Source organism: Sphingopyxis panaciterrulae (assembly GCF_014199295.1).
GTDB classification, from domain to species: Bacteria; Pseudomonadota; Alphaproteobacteria; order Sphingomonadales; family Sphingomonadaceae; genus Sphingopyxis; species Sphingopyxis panaciterrulae.
In genome coordinates, this window is record NZ_JACIJH010000002.1 from 440,219 (window position 1) to 455,333 (window position 15,115).

The window sequence follows — 15,115 nt, forward strand, 5'->3', positions numbered from 1 at the left end:
TGATCCTGGTCAACAGGTGAGCCAGCTATCATTCAGGCGGTAGCCGGTCGGGAAGGGGTCTTCGGGATCGCAGCCATAGTGTGAGATGCCCGTCAGCCATGCCCGTCCGCCGACCCGCGTCACCACCGCGTCATGGCCGCCGACGGTCGCCTCCTCCTCGATCGCGCATTCGAATATCGTGTCGAGGATCGAGCTATGGACGAAGCGCTCGCCGACCGCCAGTTCGCCGCGGGCGTGCAGGGCCGCCATCCGGGCCGAACTGCCGGTTCCGCAGGGGCTGCGGTCGATCCGCCCCGGTGAGACGACGACGGCGTTCTTCGCGGTCTTGACGCCGTCCCGTTCGTGCAGTGGCCCTGCGAACAACGTCTGGTTGATCGTGTGGATGCCGGGATTTTCGGGATGGATCGACGGCAATTGCTCGGCCGCCGCGATCTTGATACGCTCGCCCGTCTCGACCAGCGACCGCGCCTCCTCGCGTGCCAGGGTGAAGCCCAGGGCTTCGGCCGACACAATGACATAGATCATCCCGCCATAGGCGACGTCGACCGTGAGGAGGCCCAGTCCCGGCACCTCCACCATGGCGTCGCGATGCATCAGAAAGGCGGGGACGTTGCGAAAGGACACGCGCCGGCATTTGCCGTCCGCGCATTCCGCTGCGACCCGCACGAGGCCGGCCGGCGTGTCGACGCAAAGCCGGGTGACCGGCTCGGTCATCGGTACCATGCCGGTCTCGAGCGCCACGGTGACCGTGCAGATCAGGTTCGATCCCGACATCGGTGGATAATGGTCGGATTCGATCACGATCATGCCCAGGTCGGCGTCGGGGGCGACCGGCGGGGTAATCAGATTGACCGCGGCATTCACGCTGCCGCGTGGGTCGGAAAGGAGCATGCCGCGCAGCCCGTCCTGCTCGGCGATGATCTTCTGCTGGCATTCGAACATCGAGCTTGCGGGCGGCGCCAGCACCCCGCCGGTAATCACGCGGCCGACTTCTCCCTCGGCGTGGGCGCCCACCACCGTGACCAGTTGTTGCAGGCGCATACGAAACCTTCCGGGACCGAGAGACGGACGCATCGGCTGGCAGCCGTGATGCTAGGGGTCAGTATATTGTATACATCAATCGGTCAACGCGGAATCAGAGGGCCGTCTGAGCGCGGTGCGCGCGCAACGCCGCGACGAGGCTGGTGCCGGTGTCGAGGATATGGGCGCGCAGGAAGATGCGTGCGCCTTCGATGTCGCGGTGCGCGCAGAGGCGCAGTAGCTCGCGATGGTCGCGTGCGGCGCCGGCCTGGCCTTCGGTCATCAGCAGGTGGAGGCGGATATAGCGTTCGGTCTGAAGGTGGATCGCCTGCAGCATGGCCAGGGTGCGGGGGCGCCGCGCGGGTTCATAGAGGCGGCGGTGGAAGGCCCAGTTCAGCCGGCCCCAGGCGGAAATATCCTCCTTCCGATAGGATTCCTCGAGGCCGTCCAGCGCCTCGCGGCTTCCGGCGACATCCCTGTCGGTCATGGCCGGGATCGCGCGGACCAGAAGGTCGCATTCCAGCATCGCGCGGACCTCGAACAATTCCTCGACTTCTTCGGTCGGAATCGTCGAGACGACGGTGCCCTTGTGGGTCTCCATCGACACGAGCCCGCAGGCTTCGAGCTGCCGCAAGGCTTCGCGCACGGGAATCCGGCTCGCGCCATATTCCTCCGCGACCAGCTCCTGGATCAGCGCATCGCCGTCGCGGAACTCGCCGGCGACGATCCGCTCGCGGAGCGAATCGCGAATTTCCTCCGCGAGGCTTCGCCGGTCGACCTGATGCCGAACCCTGGACTGCTTCTGCTTCGTCATGCCGTTGCCTCGCAAATGTTGCTGCGCGCCACCTAGGCGGAAAGATCGGCTCCATTCAATAGGTCATCGACAGGTTGGCGATTATTGTATACAGTATACATTCTTTCATCATCCTGTTACCTCAAGGAGCCTTGAAATGTCCCATCCCTGGTCCGGCGTGTTTCCGGCGGTCACCACCAAAATGTCCAGGTCCGGCGATCTCGATCTGCCGGCGATGCGCGAAAGCCTTGAGCGCCTGATCGCGAACGGGGTGTCGGGTGCCATCGTCCTTCCCATGCTCGGGGAAAATGCCTCGCTGACCCTCGCCGAGCGCGAAGCGGTCATTCGTACCGCCGCGGAGGTGGTGGATGGGCGCATTCCGCTGCTCTCGGGCCTCGCGGAAACCACTTTGGGCACCGCGATGGCGAATGCGCAACTCTATCGGTCATGGGGCGCGCAGGGCCTGATGGTCTTCCCCAGCCTGGGCTACAAGAGCGACCCGCGCGAAACCGCGCAATGGTATCGCGAAATCGCCGCGGCGGCGGCGCTGCCCATCATGATCTACAACAATCCGATCGCCTATGGTGTCGACGTCACGCCGGCGGTGCTCGAGGCGCTCGCCGACGTGCCCGAGATCGTCTGCGTCAAGGAAGAGACCGGCGACATTCGCCGCGTCACCGACATCTATGTGGCGTTGGGTGATCGGTTCAGCGTCTTTTGCGGCGTCGACGACCTGATCGTGGAGAGCCTGTCGCTGGGCGTGACCGGCTGGGTCTCTGGCATGACCAACGTCTGGCCGAAGCAGTGCGTCGCGCTGTTCGAGCTGTGTCGCCGCGAAGAGTTCGCGCGCGCCCGCGATCTGTATCGCATGCTCACGCCGTCCTTCCACCTCGATACGCATGTGAAGCTGGTGCAATATATCAAGCTGGCCGAGCATCTCGTCTATGGCGCGCCCGAATGGACCCGTTCCCCGCGCCTGCCGCTCGTCGGCGAGGAGCGGGCGTTCGTGATCGACACGATCGAGGATGCGAAAGCGCGGCTCGCGGCATCCGACTGGGCCTGATCCGCATTTGAGGTGGCTCCGCCCGCCCCGATTTCCTCCCTCTCTATGAATCGGAGACCGTGACCATGTCCGATATCCAGCGCTGGCGTCCGACGATCCGTATGAACCAGGCGGTCGCATATGCCGGCCTTTTCCATACTGCGGGTCAGGTGGCCGATACCGCCGCGGACGAAGATGCCGAGGCGCAGACAGTGGCGATCCTGAACAAGATCGACGCGCTGCTTGCAGAGGCGGGCATCGGCAAAAGCCATATTCTCACCGCCTGCGTCTACCTCGCCGATATCTCGGATTTCGACGCGATGAATCGCGCGTGGGACGCCTGGGTGTCGCAGGATCATAAGCCCGCGCGCACGACCATCGAAGCGCGCCTGACCGAGCCCGCGCTCAAGGTCGAGATCAGCGTCGTCGCGGCGCTGCCGCTGCAGGGCCCGTGCGCATGACCGAGCGGCGGACGCTCGCCCACTGGATCGATGGCAGGGCGGTCGCGGGACCGGCCGCCCTCTTTCAGGACAATCCGGCCGACCCGGCCGATCTGCGGGTGGAGGTGCCGGAGGCGGGTGAGGCGCTGGTCGACGAAGCGATCGCTGCCGCGTGTAATGCGCTCGATCCGCTCGACCGCCACGGCATCGAATGTCGCGCCGACGCGCTGGCCGCGATGGCCCGCATCCTGCTCGCCCGCGCCGACGCGCTGGCCGAACTGATCGCTCGCGAAACGGGCAAGCTGCTGGCCGACGCGCGGGGCGAGACGGTACGGGCGGCGCGGATCTTCGACTTTTTCGCGGGAGAAGCGCTGCGCAACGTCGGCGAGCGCTTCGCCTCGACCCGTCCCGGCGTGACGGTCGAGGTGGGCCATGTGCCGGTGGGGGTGGTGGGCCTGATCACGCCGTGGAATTTCCCTATCGCCATCCCGGCCTGGAAAATCGCGCCTGCGCTCGCCTATGGCAATGCGGTCGTCTGGAAGCCGTCGGAGCTGTCCTCCGCGGTCGCTGACGCGCTGATGCGGATTCTGGTCGAATCCGGGCTGCCGGCAGGGGCGATCAACATGGTGCTCGGTGGCGGCTCGACGGGTGCCGCACTCGCGAATGCGACGGCGCTCGACGCGCTTTCCTTCACGGGCTCGGAACGGACGGGGCGGGCGGTTCGCCTGGCAGCGGCTGCGAACAACGTCCGCGTCCAGACCGAGATGGGCGGAGTGAACGGCCTGATCGTGCTGGCCGATGCCGATAAGGACAAAGCGGTCGACTGCATCGTCAATGGCGCCTTCTTCGCCGCCGGCCAGCGCTGCACCGCCACGTCGCGCATCATCGTCGAGGAAGCTGTCGCCGATGACCTCGCCCAGCGTTTGATCGCGCGGATCGCGGACCTGCCGATGGGCGATCCGCGGGCGCCCGGAACGGCGATCGGACCGCTCGTCTCGCTTTGGCAGAAAGAGGGTGTGGCGGCCGCCGTTCGTGCCGTCGAGGCGGAGGGGCTGCGTCCCGCGGCCGGCGGCAGCGCCGTCGATACTCCGCACGCCTTCTACCCGCCGACCCTGTTCCTCGACGTGCCGGCCGACTCCGCGCTCGGGCAGGAGGAGATTTTCGGGCCGGTCGCCGCGTTGTTCCGCGTGTCCGACTTCGACGCCGCGATCGACCGGCTCAACGGCAACCGCTTCGGGCTCTCCGCGGGCCTCTGCACGCGGTCCTTCGCCCATGTCGAAGCGTTCAAGGCCCGGGCCCGGGCCGGGATGCTGATGATCAACCAGCCGACCGCCGGGGTTGATTATCACGCGCCGTTCGGCGGGCGCGGCGCGTCGAGCCACGGTGCGCGCGAGCAGGGCAGGGCGGCGCGCGAATTCTACACGACGACGGTGACAAGCTATCAGTTGCCGATCTAACGGTGCCGGATGACCGGGGCCTCGCGAACATGATTGCCAGCGAACGGGTGCCGTCCGGCCGTCCTGTCGCCATCGGCGTCGCGGCGCTGCTGTCGTCGCTGGTCGTGCAGAATATCGGTGCGGCGCTGGCCAAGCTGATCTTTCCGCTCGTCGGCGCGCTCGGCGTGACGGCGATCCGCATCGCGCTGTCGGCGCTGCTCCTCGCCGCTCTGCTCCGCCCCTGGCGCCGGCGGGTCGCCCCGGCGCTGCTGCCGGCATTGCTCGGCTATGGCGCGATGCTCGGGCTGATGAACCTGCTGATCTATCAGGCCTTTGCGCGAATCCCCATCGGCATCGCGACGGGCATCGAGATATTGGGGCCGCTCGCGGTCGCATTGACGGGCTCGCGGCGCGCGGTCGATCGGCTCTGGCTGGCCGCAGCCGTCCTGGGCCTGTTGCTGCTCGTCCCGATCCGGGCTGACAGCCATCTCGACCCGCTCGGCCTTCTGCTCGCAGCCGGAGCGGCGGCGTGCTGGGCGTTCTACATCCTGTTCGGGACGCGGATATCGCGGGCGCTCGGCGGCGATGCGGTCGCGTGGGGCATGGCGATCGCGATGCTGCTGACGATGCCCTTTGGCCTGGCGTCGGCGGGCGCCGCGCTCTTCACGCCGACGATTCTGCTCATCGGCCTTGCGGTGGCGTGCCTTTCCAGCGCCTTGCCCTATTCGCTCGAAATGAAGGCGATGGGGCATCTGCCCGCGCCGGTCGTGGGCCTGCTGCTCAGCCTCTATCCGGCCGCCGCCGCGCTTGCGGGTTTCGTCATCCTCGGCGAGCGGCTGAGCGCGGCGCAATGGATCGCCATCGCCTGCATCATCGTCGCCTCCGCCGGCTGCGCCGTGACCGCGGCGCGTTCGGGAGCGGCGGCCGAATGACGGCAATTGCAATGTTCTATTGGGTGAAGTAGTACATTTCCTTCGAAGCCGCCTGATCGAGAGAGGCCGATATGGAAACGTCCGACGCCGCATTGGGCCATATCATCGGCGCGATCGGCGAGCCCGATTTCGTTGCGCGCACCGCCGCGGCCTTCTGCGCCTTCACCGGCTTCGACCTCGCGGCGCTGATCCTGCATCGCGACGCGCACCGGGCCGAGCTGCTGTTCGACAATTTCGACCGCGTCGACGGGCGGAGCGGGGTGGAAACCTATGTCCGCGCGACGCGCCGCATCAATCCGATGATCGCGGACGGACGCGGACCCCGCGCGCTGCGGGCGCGCGATTTCGCCAGCCGCGCCGCGCCGCCGCCGGTCGGACGCGATGTCGTCCGGGCCCCCGACGAAGAACTTGGCTATCGGACGGTCGGCTGGCCGCGGCGGCAGGAGGAAATCGCGCTGCATGTCCCCCTCGGCGGCGCCGTCGTCGAGATCGGCCTCTATCGTGCCCGGCGGCGGGATGCCGCGCCCGCCGCGCTGCTCGATACGCTGGCGGCGATGGGGTGGCCGGTTGCCGCTGCCTTCGAGCGCCACGCCCACTTCGCTCGTCGACCGGCACCGGCCCGCGCCCCGCTCACGCCGCGCGAGGCAGAGGTGCGCGACCTGCTACTCCGCGGCTGCTCGACCGAGGCGGTGGCGCTGCGGCTGTCGCTCAGCCGCCACACGGTCAAGGATCACCGCAAGGCCATCTTCCGCAAGCTCGGCATCGCCTCGCTCGCCGAACTCTTCTCGCTCGCGCACCCATCCCCCTCCTTGGGGGGATGGGATCGCAGGCCCGCCTGACCGACAATCGGCTTTTCAGTCTGGGGAATTCAAGATGCGCTATGTGAGAATGCCGATCGAGGTCGAATCGCCTGAAGAATATGGCTATGGCAAGATTCGCTACAATCTGTCCGAAAGCTCGATCGCCGACCAGTCGCTCGGCAGCCTCGGCCTGACCGTCCCCGACCTCACCCTTCTTTATGGCGAGCATCGCGGCAGTGAGCGGCTGCGCGAGCTGGTTCTCGAAGATATGCCGGGGCTCGGCATCGACGATGTGCTGATTACCGGCGGTGCCGCGGGCGCGCTGTTCATCATCGCGACCGCGTTGCTCGGGCCGGACGATCACCTCGTCGTCGTCAAGCCCAACTATGCGACCAATCTGGAAACGCCGCGCGCGATCGGCTGCGCGATCAGCCTCGTCGATCTCGAATTCGAGCAGGGCTTCGCGCTCGACTTCGACCGGCTCGCGGCGGCGGTGACCCCGCGCACGCGCCTGATCAGCGTCACCTGCCCGCACAATCCGACCGGCACGATGATGAGCGCGGCCGATCTGGACCGCCTCGTTGCCTTCGCGAAGGAGCGCGGCTGCCTGCTGCTGGTCGACGAAACCTATCGCGATCTGGCGCTGACCGCGAAGCTGCCGCTCGCCGCCTCGCTCGGCGACCATGTCATCGGCGTCGCCTCGCTGTCGAAGGCGTTCGGGGTTCCCGGCATCCGCGTCGGCTGGGTCATCAACCGTTCGCCCGCGCTGATGGAGCAATTTCTGGCGGCGAAGGAACAGATCAGCATCTGCGGCAGCGTGATCAACGAATGGGTGGCGGAGCAGATTCTCGCGCAGCGCGATGCTTTCCTGACGCCGACGCTTGCCGAATGGCGCCGCCGGCTCGACCGGGTGGCCGAATGGATCGCGGGTGAACCGATGCTCGAATGGGTGCGTCCGGCGGGCGGTGTCGTCGCCTTTCCGCGCATGGTCGCCGATCCGCCGGGCGGGACCGACGCCTTCTACCGTCGTCTGCTGGAGGAGCATGGCACTTATGTCGGCCCCGGCCACTGGTTCGAGATGCCCGATCGCTATTTCCGCCTGGGCTTCGCCTGGCCGACCGCCGATGAGCTCGAAGGCGGCCTCGCCGGCATTTCGGCGGCGTTGAAAGGATAGGGCGATGGATCTCGCACCGCTATTCGCCCGCATCGAAGAGGCCGATCGCGGCATCCGGCCGCAGGTGATCGAAACGCCGCTCGATCGCAGCCGGATGCTTTCGGACGAGTTGGGGGCCGACGTCTGGCTGAAGGCCGACCATCTTCAGCCGACCGGAACCTTCAAGATCCGCGGCGCGACGAACAAGATCCGTACGCTGACCGACGCCGAGCGCGCGCGCGGCGTCCTCACCGCATCGACGGGCAACCACGGCCTCGGCGCCGCGCGCGCGGGGGCGCTCGCGGGCTGTCCGGTCACCGTCTACGTCGTCCCCTCCGCGCCGGCGGCGAAGCTCGCGGCGATCCGTTCCTTTGGCGCAGAACTGGTCTTCGTCGAAGGCGCGCCGCTCGATGCCGAGCTCGAGGCGCGGCGGCAGGCCAAGGTGCAGGGCAAGGCCTATGTCGCGCCCTATAACGACATCGAAACGATGGCGGGGCAGGGAACGCTGGGAATAGAACTCGCGCGCCAGGCGCCCGATCTCGACGCGGTCTTCGTCTGCGTCGGCGGCGGCGGGCTGATCGGCGGCGTCGGGGCCGCGATCAAGACGCTGTCGCCGCAGACGCGCATCGTTGGGGTCTGGCCCGAGGCGTCGACCTGCATGCGCGATTCGATCGCGGCGGGCGAGATCGTCGCGACGCCTGAGCGCGAAACCCTGTCCGAAGCCTCGACCGGCGCGGTCGAGCCGGGATCGGTGACCTTCCCGGTGTGCCGGGCGGTGATCGACGAGATGCTGACCGTGTCGGAAGTCGAGATCGCCCGCGCGATGCGCCGGATCGCGATCGGCGAGCGCTGGATGGTCGAAGGCGCGGCGGGAGTCGCGGTCGCGGGGCTGGTCCAGGCGGCCGAACGCTATCGCGGGCAGAAGGTCGCGGCGGTACTGTGCGGCCGCAACATCGCGCTCGACCTGTTCCAGCAGGCGATGCGGCTGGCCGGGGATTGAAGGAGAGAGCGATGGCGCGAGCGATTTGGAGCGCGGGCCTGGGACTGATTGGCCTTGCCGCCTGCGCGGCGGTCGCGGCGACCACGCCGTCGGCCGAGACGGCGGAGGTTCTGGCGAAGACGAACCGCGCCGATCCTTTCCCCGTGCTCGAAGCCGCCTATCCGGGCGGCATCGTCGTGCGGCCGCATGTCGAATTCGCCAACTACACCGGCTACCGTCCGCTCCAGCTCGACCTCTATCTCCACGCCGACCGTGACCGCGTGGCGCCGCGGCCGCTGGTCCTCTGGGTTCATGGCGGCGGCTGGCAGCGCGGCGACGCGCGCCAGTCGGGCGCCTTCGCGGACTGGCCCGCGGTGCTCGCGTCGCTCGCGGCGCGCGGGTTCGTCGTCGCCTCGGTCGACTATCGGCTGACCGGCGAGGCGCGTTTCCCGGCGCAGGTGCAGGATGTGAAGGCGGCGATCCGCTATCTGCGCAGCCAGAGCGCGGCCTTCGGCATCGACCCCGCGCGCGTCTATCTGTGGGGCGGATCGGCGGGAGGGCATCTCGCCGCGCTCGCGGCGGCAAGCTGCGGCGTCGCGGCCTTCGATCCGCCGGCGTCGACGGGCCGGCTGCCGGGTTCGCTGGCCAAGGCCGCACGGCCGCTACCGCAGTCCGATTGCGCGCAGGGCGCGGTCATCTGGTACGGTGCCTTCGACCTTGCGGACGCGGGCGAGCCGCAGGGCAGCGCGCTCGGCCCCGAAATGCGCGAACGCGTGCTCGGCTGCGAGCCCGACCGCTGCGCGGCCGCGGCCGCCGCCGCGAGCCCCATCGCCTATGTGTCGAAGGCGACGCCGCCGATGCTGCTGATCCACGGCACGGCCGACACGACCGTCCCGATCCGCCAGTCCGAAGCGATGGCGGCGCGGATGCGCGCGGCGGGCGCGCGGGTCGATCTCGTCGCCCTGCCGGGGTCGGAGCATGGCTTTCTGGGGGCGACGCCCGATGCGACGCGCCGCGACAGCCGCGACGCGCTCGCGCGCTCCTTCGCCTTTTTCGATCGTCTTGCGCAACAGGAGTGACGGCAGAGGGGCCGTCAGGCGGCGCGCTCCCTGATGGCGGTCCACACCGCTTTGGCGATCGCCAGATCCTGAACGGCGATGCCGGTCAGGTCGACCACGACCGTTTCGCCGTCGCCGAAATCCTGCGGAGTGCCGAGCAGCAGACCGAGCTCCCGGACCGCCGCCGGGTCGATCAGCCCGGCGCGCACCGCCCAGCCGGTCTCGCCATGATCGACGCATTGATCCACCGAATCGACGATGACCGTGGCCGAGGCGAGGATCGCCGGGTCCAACTCGCGCTTGCCCGGCGCGTCGGCGCCGACGGCGACGATCCGCGAGCCCGGCCGGACCCAGTTGCGGGCGATCAGTATCTCGCGTGACGAGGTCGCGGTGACGATGATGTCGGCGCGCGCGCATAAATCCTCGATCGACGTCGCCGCGCCGCCGATCGTCTCCGCAAGCGCCCGCGCCGCCTCGGGCCGCCGCCCGGCGATCAGCACGTCGGCACGCGCGATGCCGAGCGCGTCGGCGACCGCTTCGGCCTGCCGCTGCGCCTGGCCGCCGGTGCCGACGACGCCCAGAATGCGGCTGCCCGGCTTGGCGATCAGCCGCGCGGCCGCGACACCGGCCAGCGCGGTGCGCAATTCGGTCAGTTCGCCGCGATCGTGCAGGATGGCTTCGATCGCGCCGGTTTCGGCATTCGACAGGATCACGACACCGTCCTGCACCGGCAGGCCGCGCGCGCGATTGGCGGGGACGCCGTTCACGAATTTGGCGGCGAAGAAAGGCTCGGCGTCGGCCAGCGCCGCCTTGATGTGGCAATCGCCGCCGCCGCCGAGATCCAGATAGCCGACCGGCGAGAGCTGGACTTTGCCCGCGCTATAGCTGCGAAATCCGTTTTCCAGCGCGGCGACGATGGCGTCGCGGTCGATGGCGGCCAGAATCCGGTCGAGTTCGATGATCTGCATGGGTCGTCTTTTCTTCGTTCGGGGCGGTCAGCCCGCCAGATAACGCCGCAGGATCAGCGGAATGATCCCACCGGCGCGCAAGGTTTCCACTTCCATCTCGGTCTCGACCTCGGCCCGCGCGGTGAAGGTCTCGGTGCGACCATCGGCGCGCGCGATGGCAACCGCGATCGGCGCGCGCGGCGCTAGCGCCTCAGCCTCGGCGTCGATCTCGATCCTGTCTCCGGGCCGCAGCGCGAGCCGCTCGGGATGCCGGTTCGCGGGCAGGACGAGCGGCAGCAGGCCCATGTTGACGAGGTTGGAGCGATGGATGCGCTCGAAGCCCGCCGCGAGCACCGCGCGCACGCCGAGCAGCGCCGCGCCCTTCGCCGCCCAGTCGCGCGACGATCCGGTGCCGTACCGTTCGCCGGCGACAAGGACGAGCGATTCGCCCGCGTCCGCATAGCGCCCCGCGGCCTGCCACAGCGGCAGAATGTCGCCGCTCGGCGCGTGGATCGTGCTTCCCGCCGGGACCGCTTCGTCCAGCAGGTTGCGGACATTGGGGTTGGTGAACAGCCCGCGCAGCATCACCTCCCAATTGCCGCGGCGCGACGAAAAGACGTTGAGGTCGGCAGGGTCGGCGCCGTGCGCGATCAGCCAGCGCGCGGCTTCGCTATCGACGGGGATCGCGCCCGCGGGGGATATGTGGTCGGTGGTGACGTCGTCACCGAGCACGAGCAGCGGTGCTGCCCGATAGCGGCCCAGCCGCGCGCCGCCGTCGGCGCGCACGAAGGGCGGCGGTCGCAGATAGGTCGAGGCGGGATCCCAGGGAAAGACCGGCGCCGCCGGCGCTGCAAGGTCGCGCCACGCCGCGCTTGCTTCGGCCGACGCATAGCATTCGGCATAATCGCCGGCGCGCATCGCCTTGGCGGCTACGGCATCGATCTCGCCGCCGCGTGGCCACAGGTCGGCGAGCCGCACCGCGCGCCCGTCGGTGGTCGTCGCGATCCGGTCGCGCACGATGTCGATGGCGGCATCGCCCGCCAGCGCAAAGGCGACGACGAGCGCGGGCGAGGTCAGAAAAGCGTCGCGGATGCGCGAATGGACGCGGCCGGGGAAATTGCGATTGCCCGAAAGCAGCGCGACGGGCTCGACATGGCCCGCCGCCATCGCCGCCTCGACGGCTGAAGTCAGCGGCCCCGAATTGCCGATGCACACGGTGCAGCCATAGCCGGTGATCGCGAAGCCGAGCGCTTCCAGATCGTCCATCAGCCCGGCTCGGGTCAGCAGGCGCTCGGCGGTCGGCGATCCGGGCGCCAGCGAGGTCTTGACCCAGTCCGGCACGGTCAGCCCGAGCGCGCGGGCGTTGCGGGCGACGAGCCCGGCGGCGATCAACTGGCGCGGGTCGGAGGTGTTGGTGCAGCTAGTGATCGCGGCCAACGCGACCGGGCGTGCGGGCAAGCCCGGCGTGCGCAGGCCGGGACCGCCGAGCAGCGTGGGAAGATCGCCCGGCGCGACCAGATCCTGCGGCCGACGCGGTCCTGCGAGCGACAGGGAGATCGCGCCGAGGTCGATTGCGACCGTCTCGGCATAGACGGGAGCGGCCTCGGGGTCGAACCACAGCCCTGCCGCGCGGGTGGCGTCGCGAACCAGCGCGACCTGCTCCTCGCTTCGCCCCGTCTCGCGCAAATAGGTCAGCGTTGCGTCATCGACCGGGAAATATCCGGTCGACGATCCATATTCGGGGGCCATGTTGGCAACCACCGCGCGCTCGCCCGCCGAGAGCGTCGCTACGCCGGGACCGAAAAATTCGACGAAGCGTCCCGCCAGGCGAATCTGCCGCAACCGGTGGGTGACGTGGAGCGCGAGATCGGTCGCGGTCACTCCTTCGCGCAGCCGCCCGAACAGCCTTACTCCAACGACCTCGGGGACGCGCAGCATCACCGGCGCGCCGAGCATCACGCTTTCGGCCTCGAGCCCGCCGACCCCCCAGCCGAGCACGCCGATGCCGCCCACCATCGGTGTATGGCTGTCGGTGCCGATCAGCGTGTCGGGCAGCGCCCAGCATTCGCCGTCGCGCTCTTCGGTCGTGACGACGCTCGCGAGACGTTCGAGGTTGATCGTGTGCATGATTCCCGTGCCCGGCGGGTGCACGGTGAAACCGTCGAGCACCGCGGCGCCCCATTTCATGAAGGCGAAGCGTTCGGCGTTGCGCGCCATCTCGCGCGCCATATTCTCCGCATCGGCGCCGCGGCGGCCGAAGACGTCGACCGCGATGCTGTGGTCGGTCGATACGTCGACCGGCACCACCGGGCCCAGCCGCGCGGGGTCGGCGCCGGCCGCCGCCAGCACCGATCGCGCCGCGGCGAGGTCGACGAGCGCCGGGCCGCACGTCGTGTCGTGCATCATGATCCGCGTCGGCCAGAAGGGAATCTCGGCGGTGCTGGCGCCGGTTGTCAGCCAGCCGGCGATTATGTCCGGATCGCCGCCGCCGCGGCGCAGCAAATTTTCGAGCAGGATGCGATGGACGACCGGCAACCGTGCGGCGCCGAGCGCCTCCAGGTCGACGATGCGATAGCGCCGCCCGCGGCTTTTGATGACGGTCGAGGACATGGAACCTCAGTCGTGCGGGGGATTTTCGCAGGCGAAGCTGCTTGCCTTCTCGGTCGGCCCGCCGCGATAGACCGGCCGCTCGGGATAGACGCAAACCGGCCGCTGAAAGGCGATCGGCGCCGTACCGGGGGCATGGTCGACCCCATCGTCGACATACCGGGTCGCGATCAGCGCGCCCGGCGCTTCGCCCTTTTCGACCCAGGCATAAAGCGCTGCTTTCACGTCATGCGTCGCGTCGCTGACCGGCGGCACCGAATCGCGCGTCGAGGAAGAGAAATGCGTCGCGCCCGGCCCCTCGGCCGAGTGCCCCATGCCGGGCACCATATAGAGGCGCAGGAAGTGCTGCGTGTCGGCGCGGCGTTCGGCGACGGTCTCGCCGCGGCCCAGCGCCTCGACCTGCTCATAATAGTTGATCGCCTCGATCGGCGAACCGACCGGATCGAGCCAGCCCATCACCATCATCATCTTGCCGCCGCTCGTCGCGAACCGTTCGAGGTTGGGGTCGACCGCGTCGAAGATCGGTGCCAGGCGCCGGTGCATCGCATCGACGTCGGCGGCCCAATCGAACGTCCACCAGTTCCACTTCGGGTCGTTGAACACCCAGTAACGGAGCATGTCCGCGCGCGACGGCTCGCCCGGATTCGCGGTTTCGGACCAATAGCCCGACCAGCCGGGCCTGGTGGCATGCGCATCGGGCACCACGCCCTCGCTGCCGAACGGATAGCCGGGATAGAGCTGCTCGCCGGTGCGGGCGTGTTTCGGCCCGGCATAGATTTTCCGGGCTGCTTCGACCTGTTCCTGCGTCAGGCAGGTGCCGGCTTTCGCCTCGCCGCGGCAGGCAAGCGTGGCGATGTCGAAACGACATGCGGGCGGATAGGCGATGACCCCATCGGCGACGCCGTCGATCGTGTCGCAGGCCGCGACGACCTGGCGGTTGAGGAACCGAAGGTCGTCGTTCGACAGGATCTGCCGACTGTCGTCGCCGGGCCGATGGTTGGCCAGATAGTTCCAGAGGAATGCGAGCGTCAGGTTGGTGCGGTTGTTCCCCGGCGCGCAGGAAATGATGCCGTCGAAATCGTCGGGATAGCGCTGCGCTTCGCTCAGTCCCTGATAGCCGCCGGTTGAACAGCCGCTGAAATAGCTCCATTTCGCCGACTCGCCATAGAAGGCGGCGGTGACCGCCTTTGCAGCGACGACCGATTCATGGACGGCGCGATAGCCGAAATCGATGATACGGTCGCGGTGGTTCCAGCCGAAGATCAGGTCGGTGCCGCTATGCCCGGTATCGGTGCCGACCGCGACCTCGCCGTCGGTCAGCCGCGGGATCATCTCCTCATAGGAAATGTTGGAGACATAGGCGCCGCCGCCGATCATGTGCAGGCGCCCGGTCCATCCCTTCATCGGCATCCACACCTCGAATCCGATCCGGGATTCGGGCACCGGTCGCGCGAAGCCATAGACGCGGCAGAAGGCGGGAAGATTGTCATAGGTCCGCATCGGACGCCCCACCGATACATCCTCGGTGTAGCTGCCCTCAACGACCTTGGCGATGCGGATTTCGACATTCGGAATGTCGAGCGTCCTGAGCGCCGCGCAGTCCCCCGGCGCAGCCGCCGTAGCGGGAAGAGCCTGGGCGCCGAGGAGGCAGGCGAGGGCGACGCCGATGCGTCTGCAACGACCCGCCAGCGATCGTCGCGTTTCGCTCTTCATTCCCATCGACACTCCCCTCGTCACCGCCCGCCGACCGGCCAGGCTCTGCCGATCTATTATGTATCAATGTCTTTTAAAATACAATACCTATGCCGCGAGCGGAAGGCTATGAGACCGAAAATGGCTGAAATTCGGGAAAGCCAATTTTGTCTTTTTAAATTCAGCAAAACAGTGCTACCGATTCGCCGTCCACAG

The 15,115-nt window shown here is 68.3% G+C and carries 13 protein-coding genes; 8 read left to right on the plus strand and 5 right to left on the minus strand.

Going from position 1 to position 15,115, the window contains the following annotated elements; all coding sequences use genetic code 11:
• Positions 1–9: 9 nt before the first annotated feature.
• Entirely contained in the window at positions 10–1,041 is a 1,032-nt protein-coding gene (locus FHR21_RS06100; protein WP_184096274.1) for a proline racemase family protein, read from the minus strand.
• Positions 1,042–1,135: 94 nt separating this feature from the next.
• Entirely contained in the window at positions 1,136–1,834 is a 699-nt protein-coding gene (locus tag FHR21_RS06105) for a GntR family transcriptional regulator (protein ID WP_184096275.1), read from the minus strand.
• Positions 1,835–1,970: 136 nt separating this feature from the next.
• On the opposite strand from FHR21_RS06105, the gene FHR21_RS06110 reads away from it, so the two are divergent.
• From FHR21_RS06110 to FHR21_RS06145, 8 genes are all read left to right on the plus strand, one after another.
• Complete coding sequence (locus FHR21_RS06110; RefSeq protein WP_184096276.1) at positions 1,971–2,876, plus strand: dihydrodipicolinate synthase family protein; 906 nt, start codon at positions 1,971–1,973, stop codon at positions 2,874–2,876.
• Between the two features lie 65 nt (positions 2,877–2,941).
• Positions 2,942–3,316, plus strand: a complete 375-nt coding sequence (locus FHR21_RS06115; RefSeq protein ID WP_184096278.1) for a RidA family protein — start codon at positions 2,942–2,944, stop codon at positions 3,314–3,316.
• Positions 3,313–4,752, plus strand: a complete 1,440-nt coding sequence (locus tag FHR21_RS06120) for an aldehyde dehydrogenase family protein (RefSeq protein ID WP_184096280.1) — start codon at positions 3,313–3,315, stop codon at positions 4,750–4,752. Before FHR21_RS06115 ends, FHR21_RS06120 begins: the two co-directional genes overlap by 4 nt.
• A 2-nt stretch (positions 4,753–4,754) precedes the next feature.
• Complete coding sequence (locus FHR21_RS06125) at positions 4,755–5,663, plus strand: EamA family transporter (RefSeq protein WP_338113079.1); 909 nt, start codon at positions 4,755–4,757, stop codon at positions 5,661–5,663.
• A 71-nt stretch (positions 5,664–5,734) separates the two neighbouring features.
• Complete coding sequence (locus tag FHR21_RS06130) at positions 5,735–6,502, plus strand: helix-turn-helix transcriptional regulator (protein ID WP_184096282.1); 768 nt, start codon at positions 5,735–5,737, stop codon at positions 6,500–6,502.
• A gap of 34 nt (positions 6,503–6,536) precedes the next feature.
• Positions 6,537–7,637, plus strand: coding sequence for an aminotransferase class I/II-fold pyridoxal phosphate-dependent enzyme (locus tag FHR21_RS06135; RefSeq protein ID WP_184096284.1), 1,101 nt, complete (start codon positions 6,537–6,539; stop codon positions 7,635–7,637).
• A gap of 4 nt (positions 7,638–7,641) precedes the next feature.
• Complete coding sequence (locus tag FHR21_RS06140; protein ID WP_184096286.1) at positions 7,642–8,616, plus strand: threonine/serine dehydratase; 975 nt, start codon at positions 7,642–7,644, stop codon at positions 8,614–8,616.
• Between the two features lie 11 nt (positions 8,617–8,627).
• Positions 8,628–9,674 (plus strand): alpha/beta hydrolase, encoded by a 1,047-nt coding sequence (locus FHR21_RS06145; RefSeq protein WP_184096288.1) that lies wholly within the window; start codon positions 8,628–8,630, stop codon positions 9,672–9,674.
• Between the two features lie 14 nt (positions 9,675–9,688).
• Here the strand turns inward: FHR21_RS06145 and FHR21_RS06150 are convergent, their stop codons facing one another.
• Genes FHR21_RS06150 through FHR21_RS06160 form a run of 3 tightly spaced genes read right to left on the minus strand, consistent with a single transcriptional unit; the run spans position 9,689 to position 14,926 of the window.
• Positions 9,689–10,621, minus strand: a complete 933-nt coding sequence (locus FHR21_RS06150) for an ornithine cyclodeaminase family protein (RefSeq protein WP_184096290.1) — start codon at positions 10,619–10,621, stop codon at positions 9,689–9,691.
• A 27-nt stretch (positions 10,622–10,648) separates the two neighbouring features.
• Positions 10,649–13,210 carry an aconitate hydratase AcnA gene (gene acnA / locus FHR21_RS06155; protein ID WP_184096292.1) on the minus strand — a complete coding sequence of 854 codons (2,562 nt, stop codon included), beginning with the start codon at positions 13,208–13,210 and terminating at the stop codon, positions 10,649–10,651.
• Positions 13,211–13,216: 6 nt separating this feature from the next.
• Complete coding sequence (locus FHR21_RS06160) at positions 13,217–14,926, minus strand: tannase/feruloyl esterase family alpha/beta hydrolase (protein WP_184096294.1); 1,710 nt, start codon at positions 14,924–14,926, stop codon at positions 13,217–13,219.
• Between the last annotated feature and the right edge of the window lie 189 nt (positions 14,927–15,115).

Coding starts and splice junctions, on each gene's coding strand:
- FHR21_RS06140 (WP_184096286.1), top strand. CDS start 7,642: ATGGATCTCGCACCGCTATTCGCCCGCATCGAAGAGGCCGATCGCGGC.
- acnA (WP_184096292.1), bottom strand. CDS start 13,210: ATGTCCTCGACCGTCATCAAAAGCCGCGGGCGGCGCTATCGCATCGTC.
- FHR21_RS06100 (WP_184096274.1), bottom strand. CDS start 1,041: ATGCGCCTGCAACAACTGGTCACGGTGGTGGGCGCCCACGCCGAGGGA.
- FHR21_RS06120 (WP_184096280.1), top strand. CDS start 3,313: ATGACCGAGCGGCGGACGCTCGCCCACTGGATCGATGGCAGGGCGGTC.
- FHR21_RS06130 (WP_184096282.1), top strand. CDS start 5,735: ATGGAAACGTCCGACGCCGCATTGGGCCATATCATCGGCGCGATCGGC.
- FHR21_RS06115 (WP_184096278.1), top strand. CDS start 2,942: ATGTCCGATATCCAGCGCTGGCGTCCGACGATCCGTATGAACCAGGCG.
- FHR21_RS06160 (WP_184096294.1), bottom strand. CDS start 14,926: ATGGGAATGAAGAGCGAAACGCGACGATCGCTGGCGGGTCGTTGCAGA.
- FHR21_RS06145 (WP_184096288.1), top strand. CDS start 8,628: ATGGCGCGAGCGATTTGGAGCGCGGGCCTGGGACTGATTGGCCTTGCC.
- FHR21_RS06105 (WP_184096275.1), bottom strand. CDS start 1,834: ATGACGAAGCAGAAGCAGTCCAGGGTTCGGCATCAGGTCGACCGGCGA.
- FHR21_RS06150 (WP_184096290.1), bottom strand. CDS start 10,621: ATGCAGATCATCGAACTCGACCGGATTCTGGCCGCCATCGACCGCGAC.
- FHR21_RS06135 (WP_184096284.1), top strand. CDS start 6,537: ATGCGCTATGTGAGAATGCCGATCGAGGTCGAATCGCCTGAAGAATAT.
- FHR21_RS06110 (WP_184096276.1), top strand. CDS start 1,971: ATGTCCCATCCCTGGTCCGGCGTGTTTCCGGCGGTCACCACCAAAATG.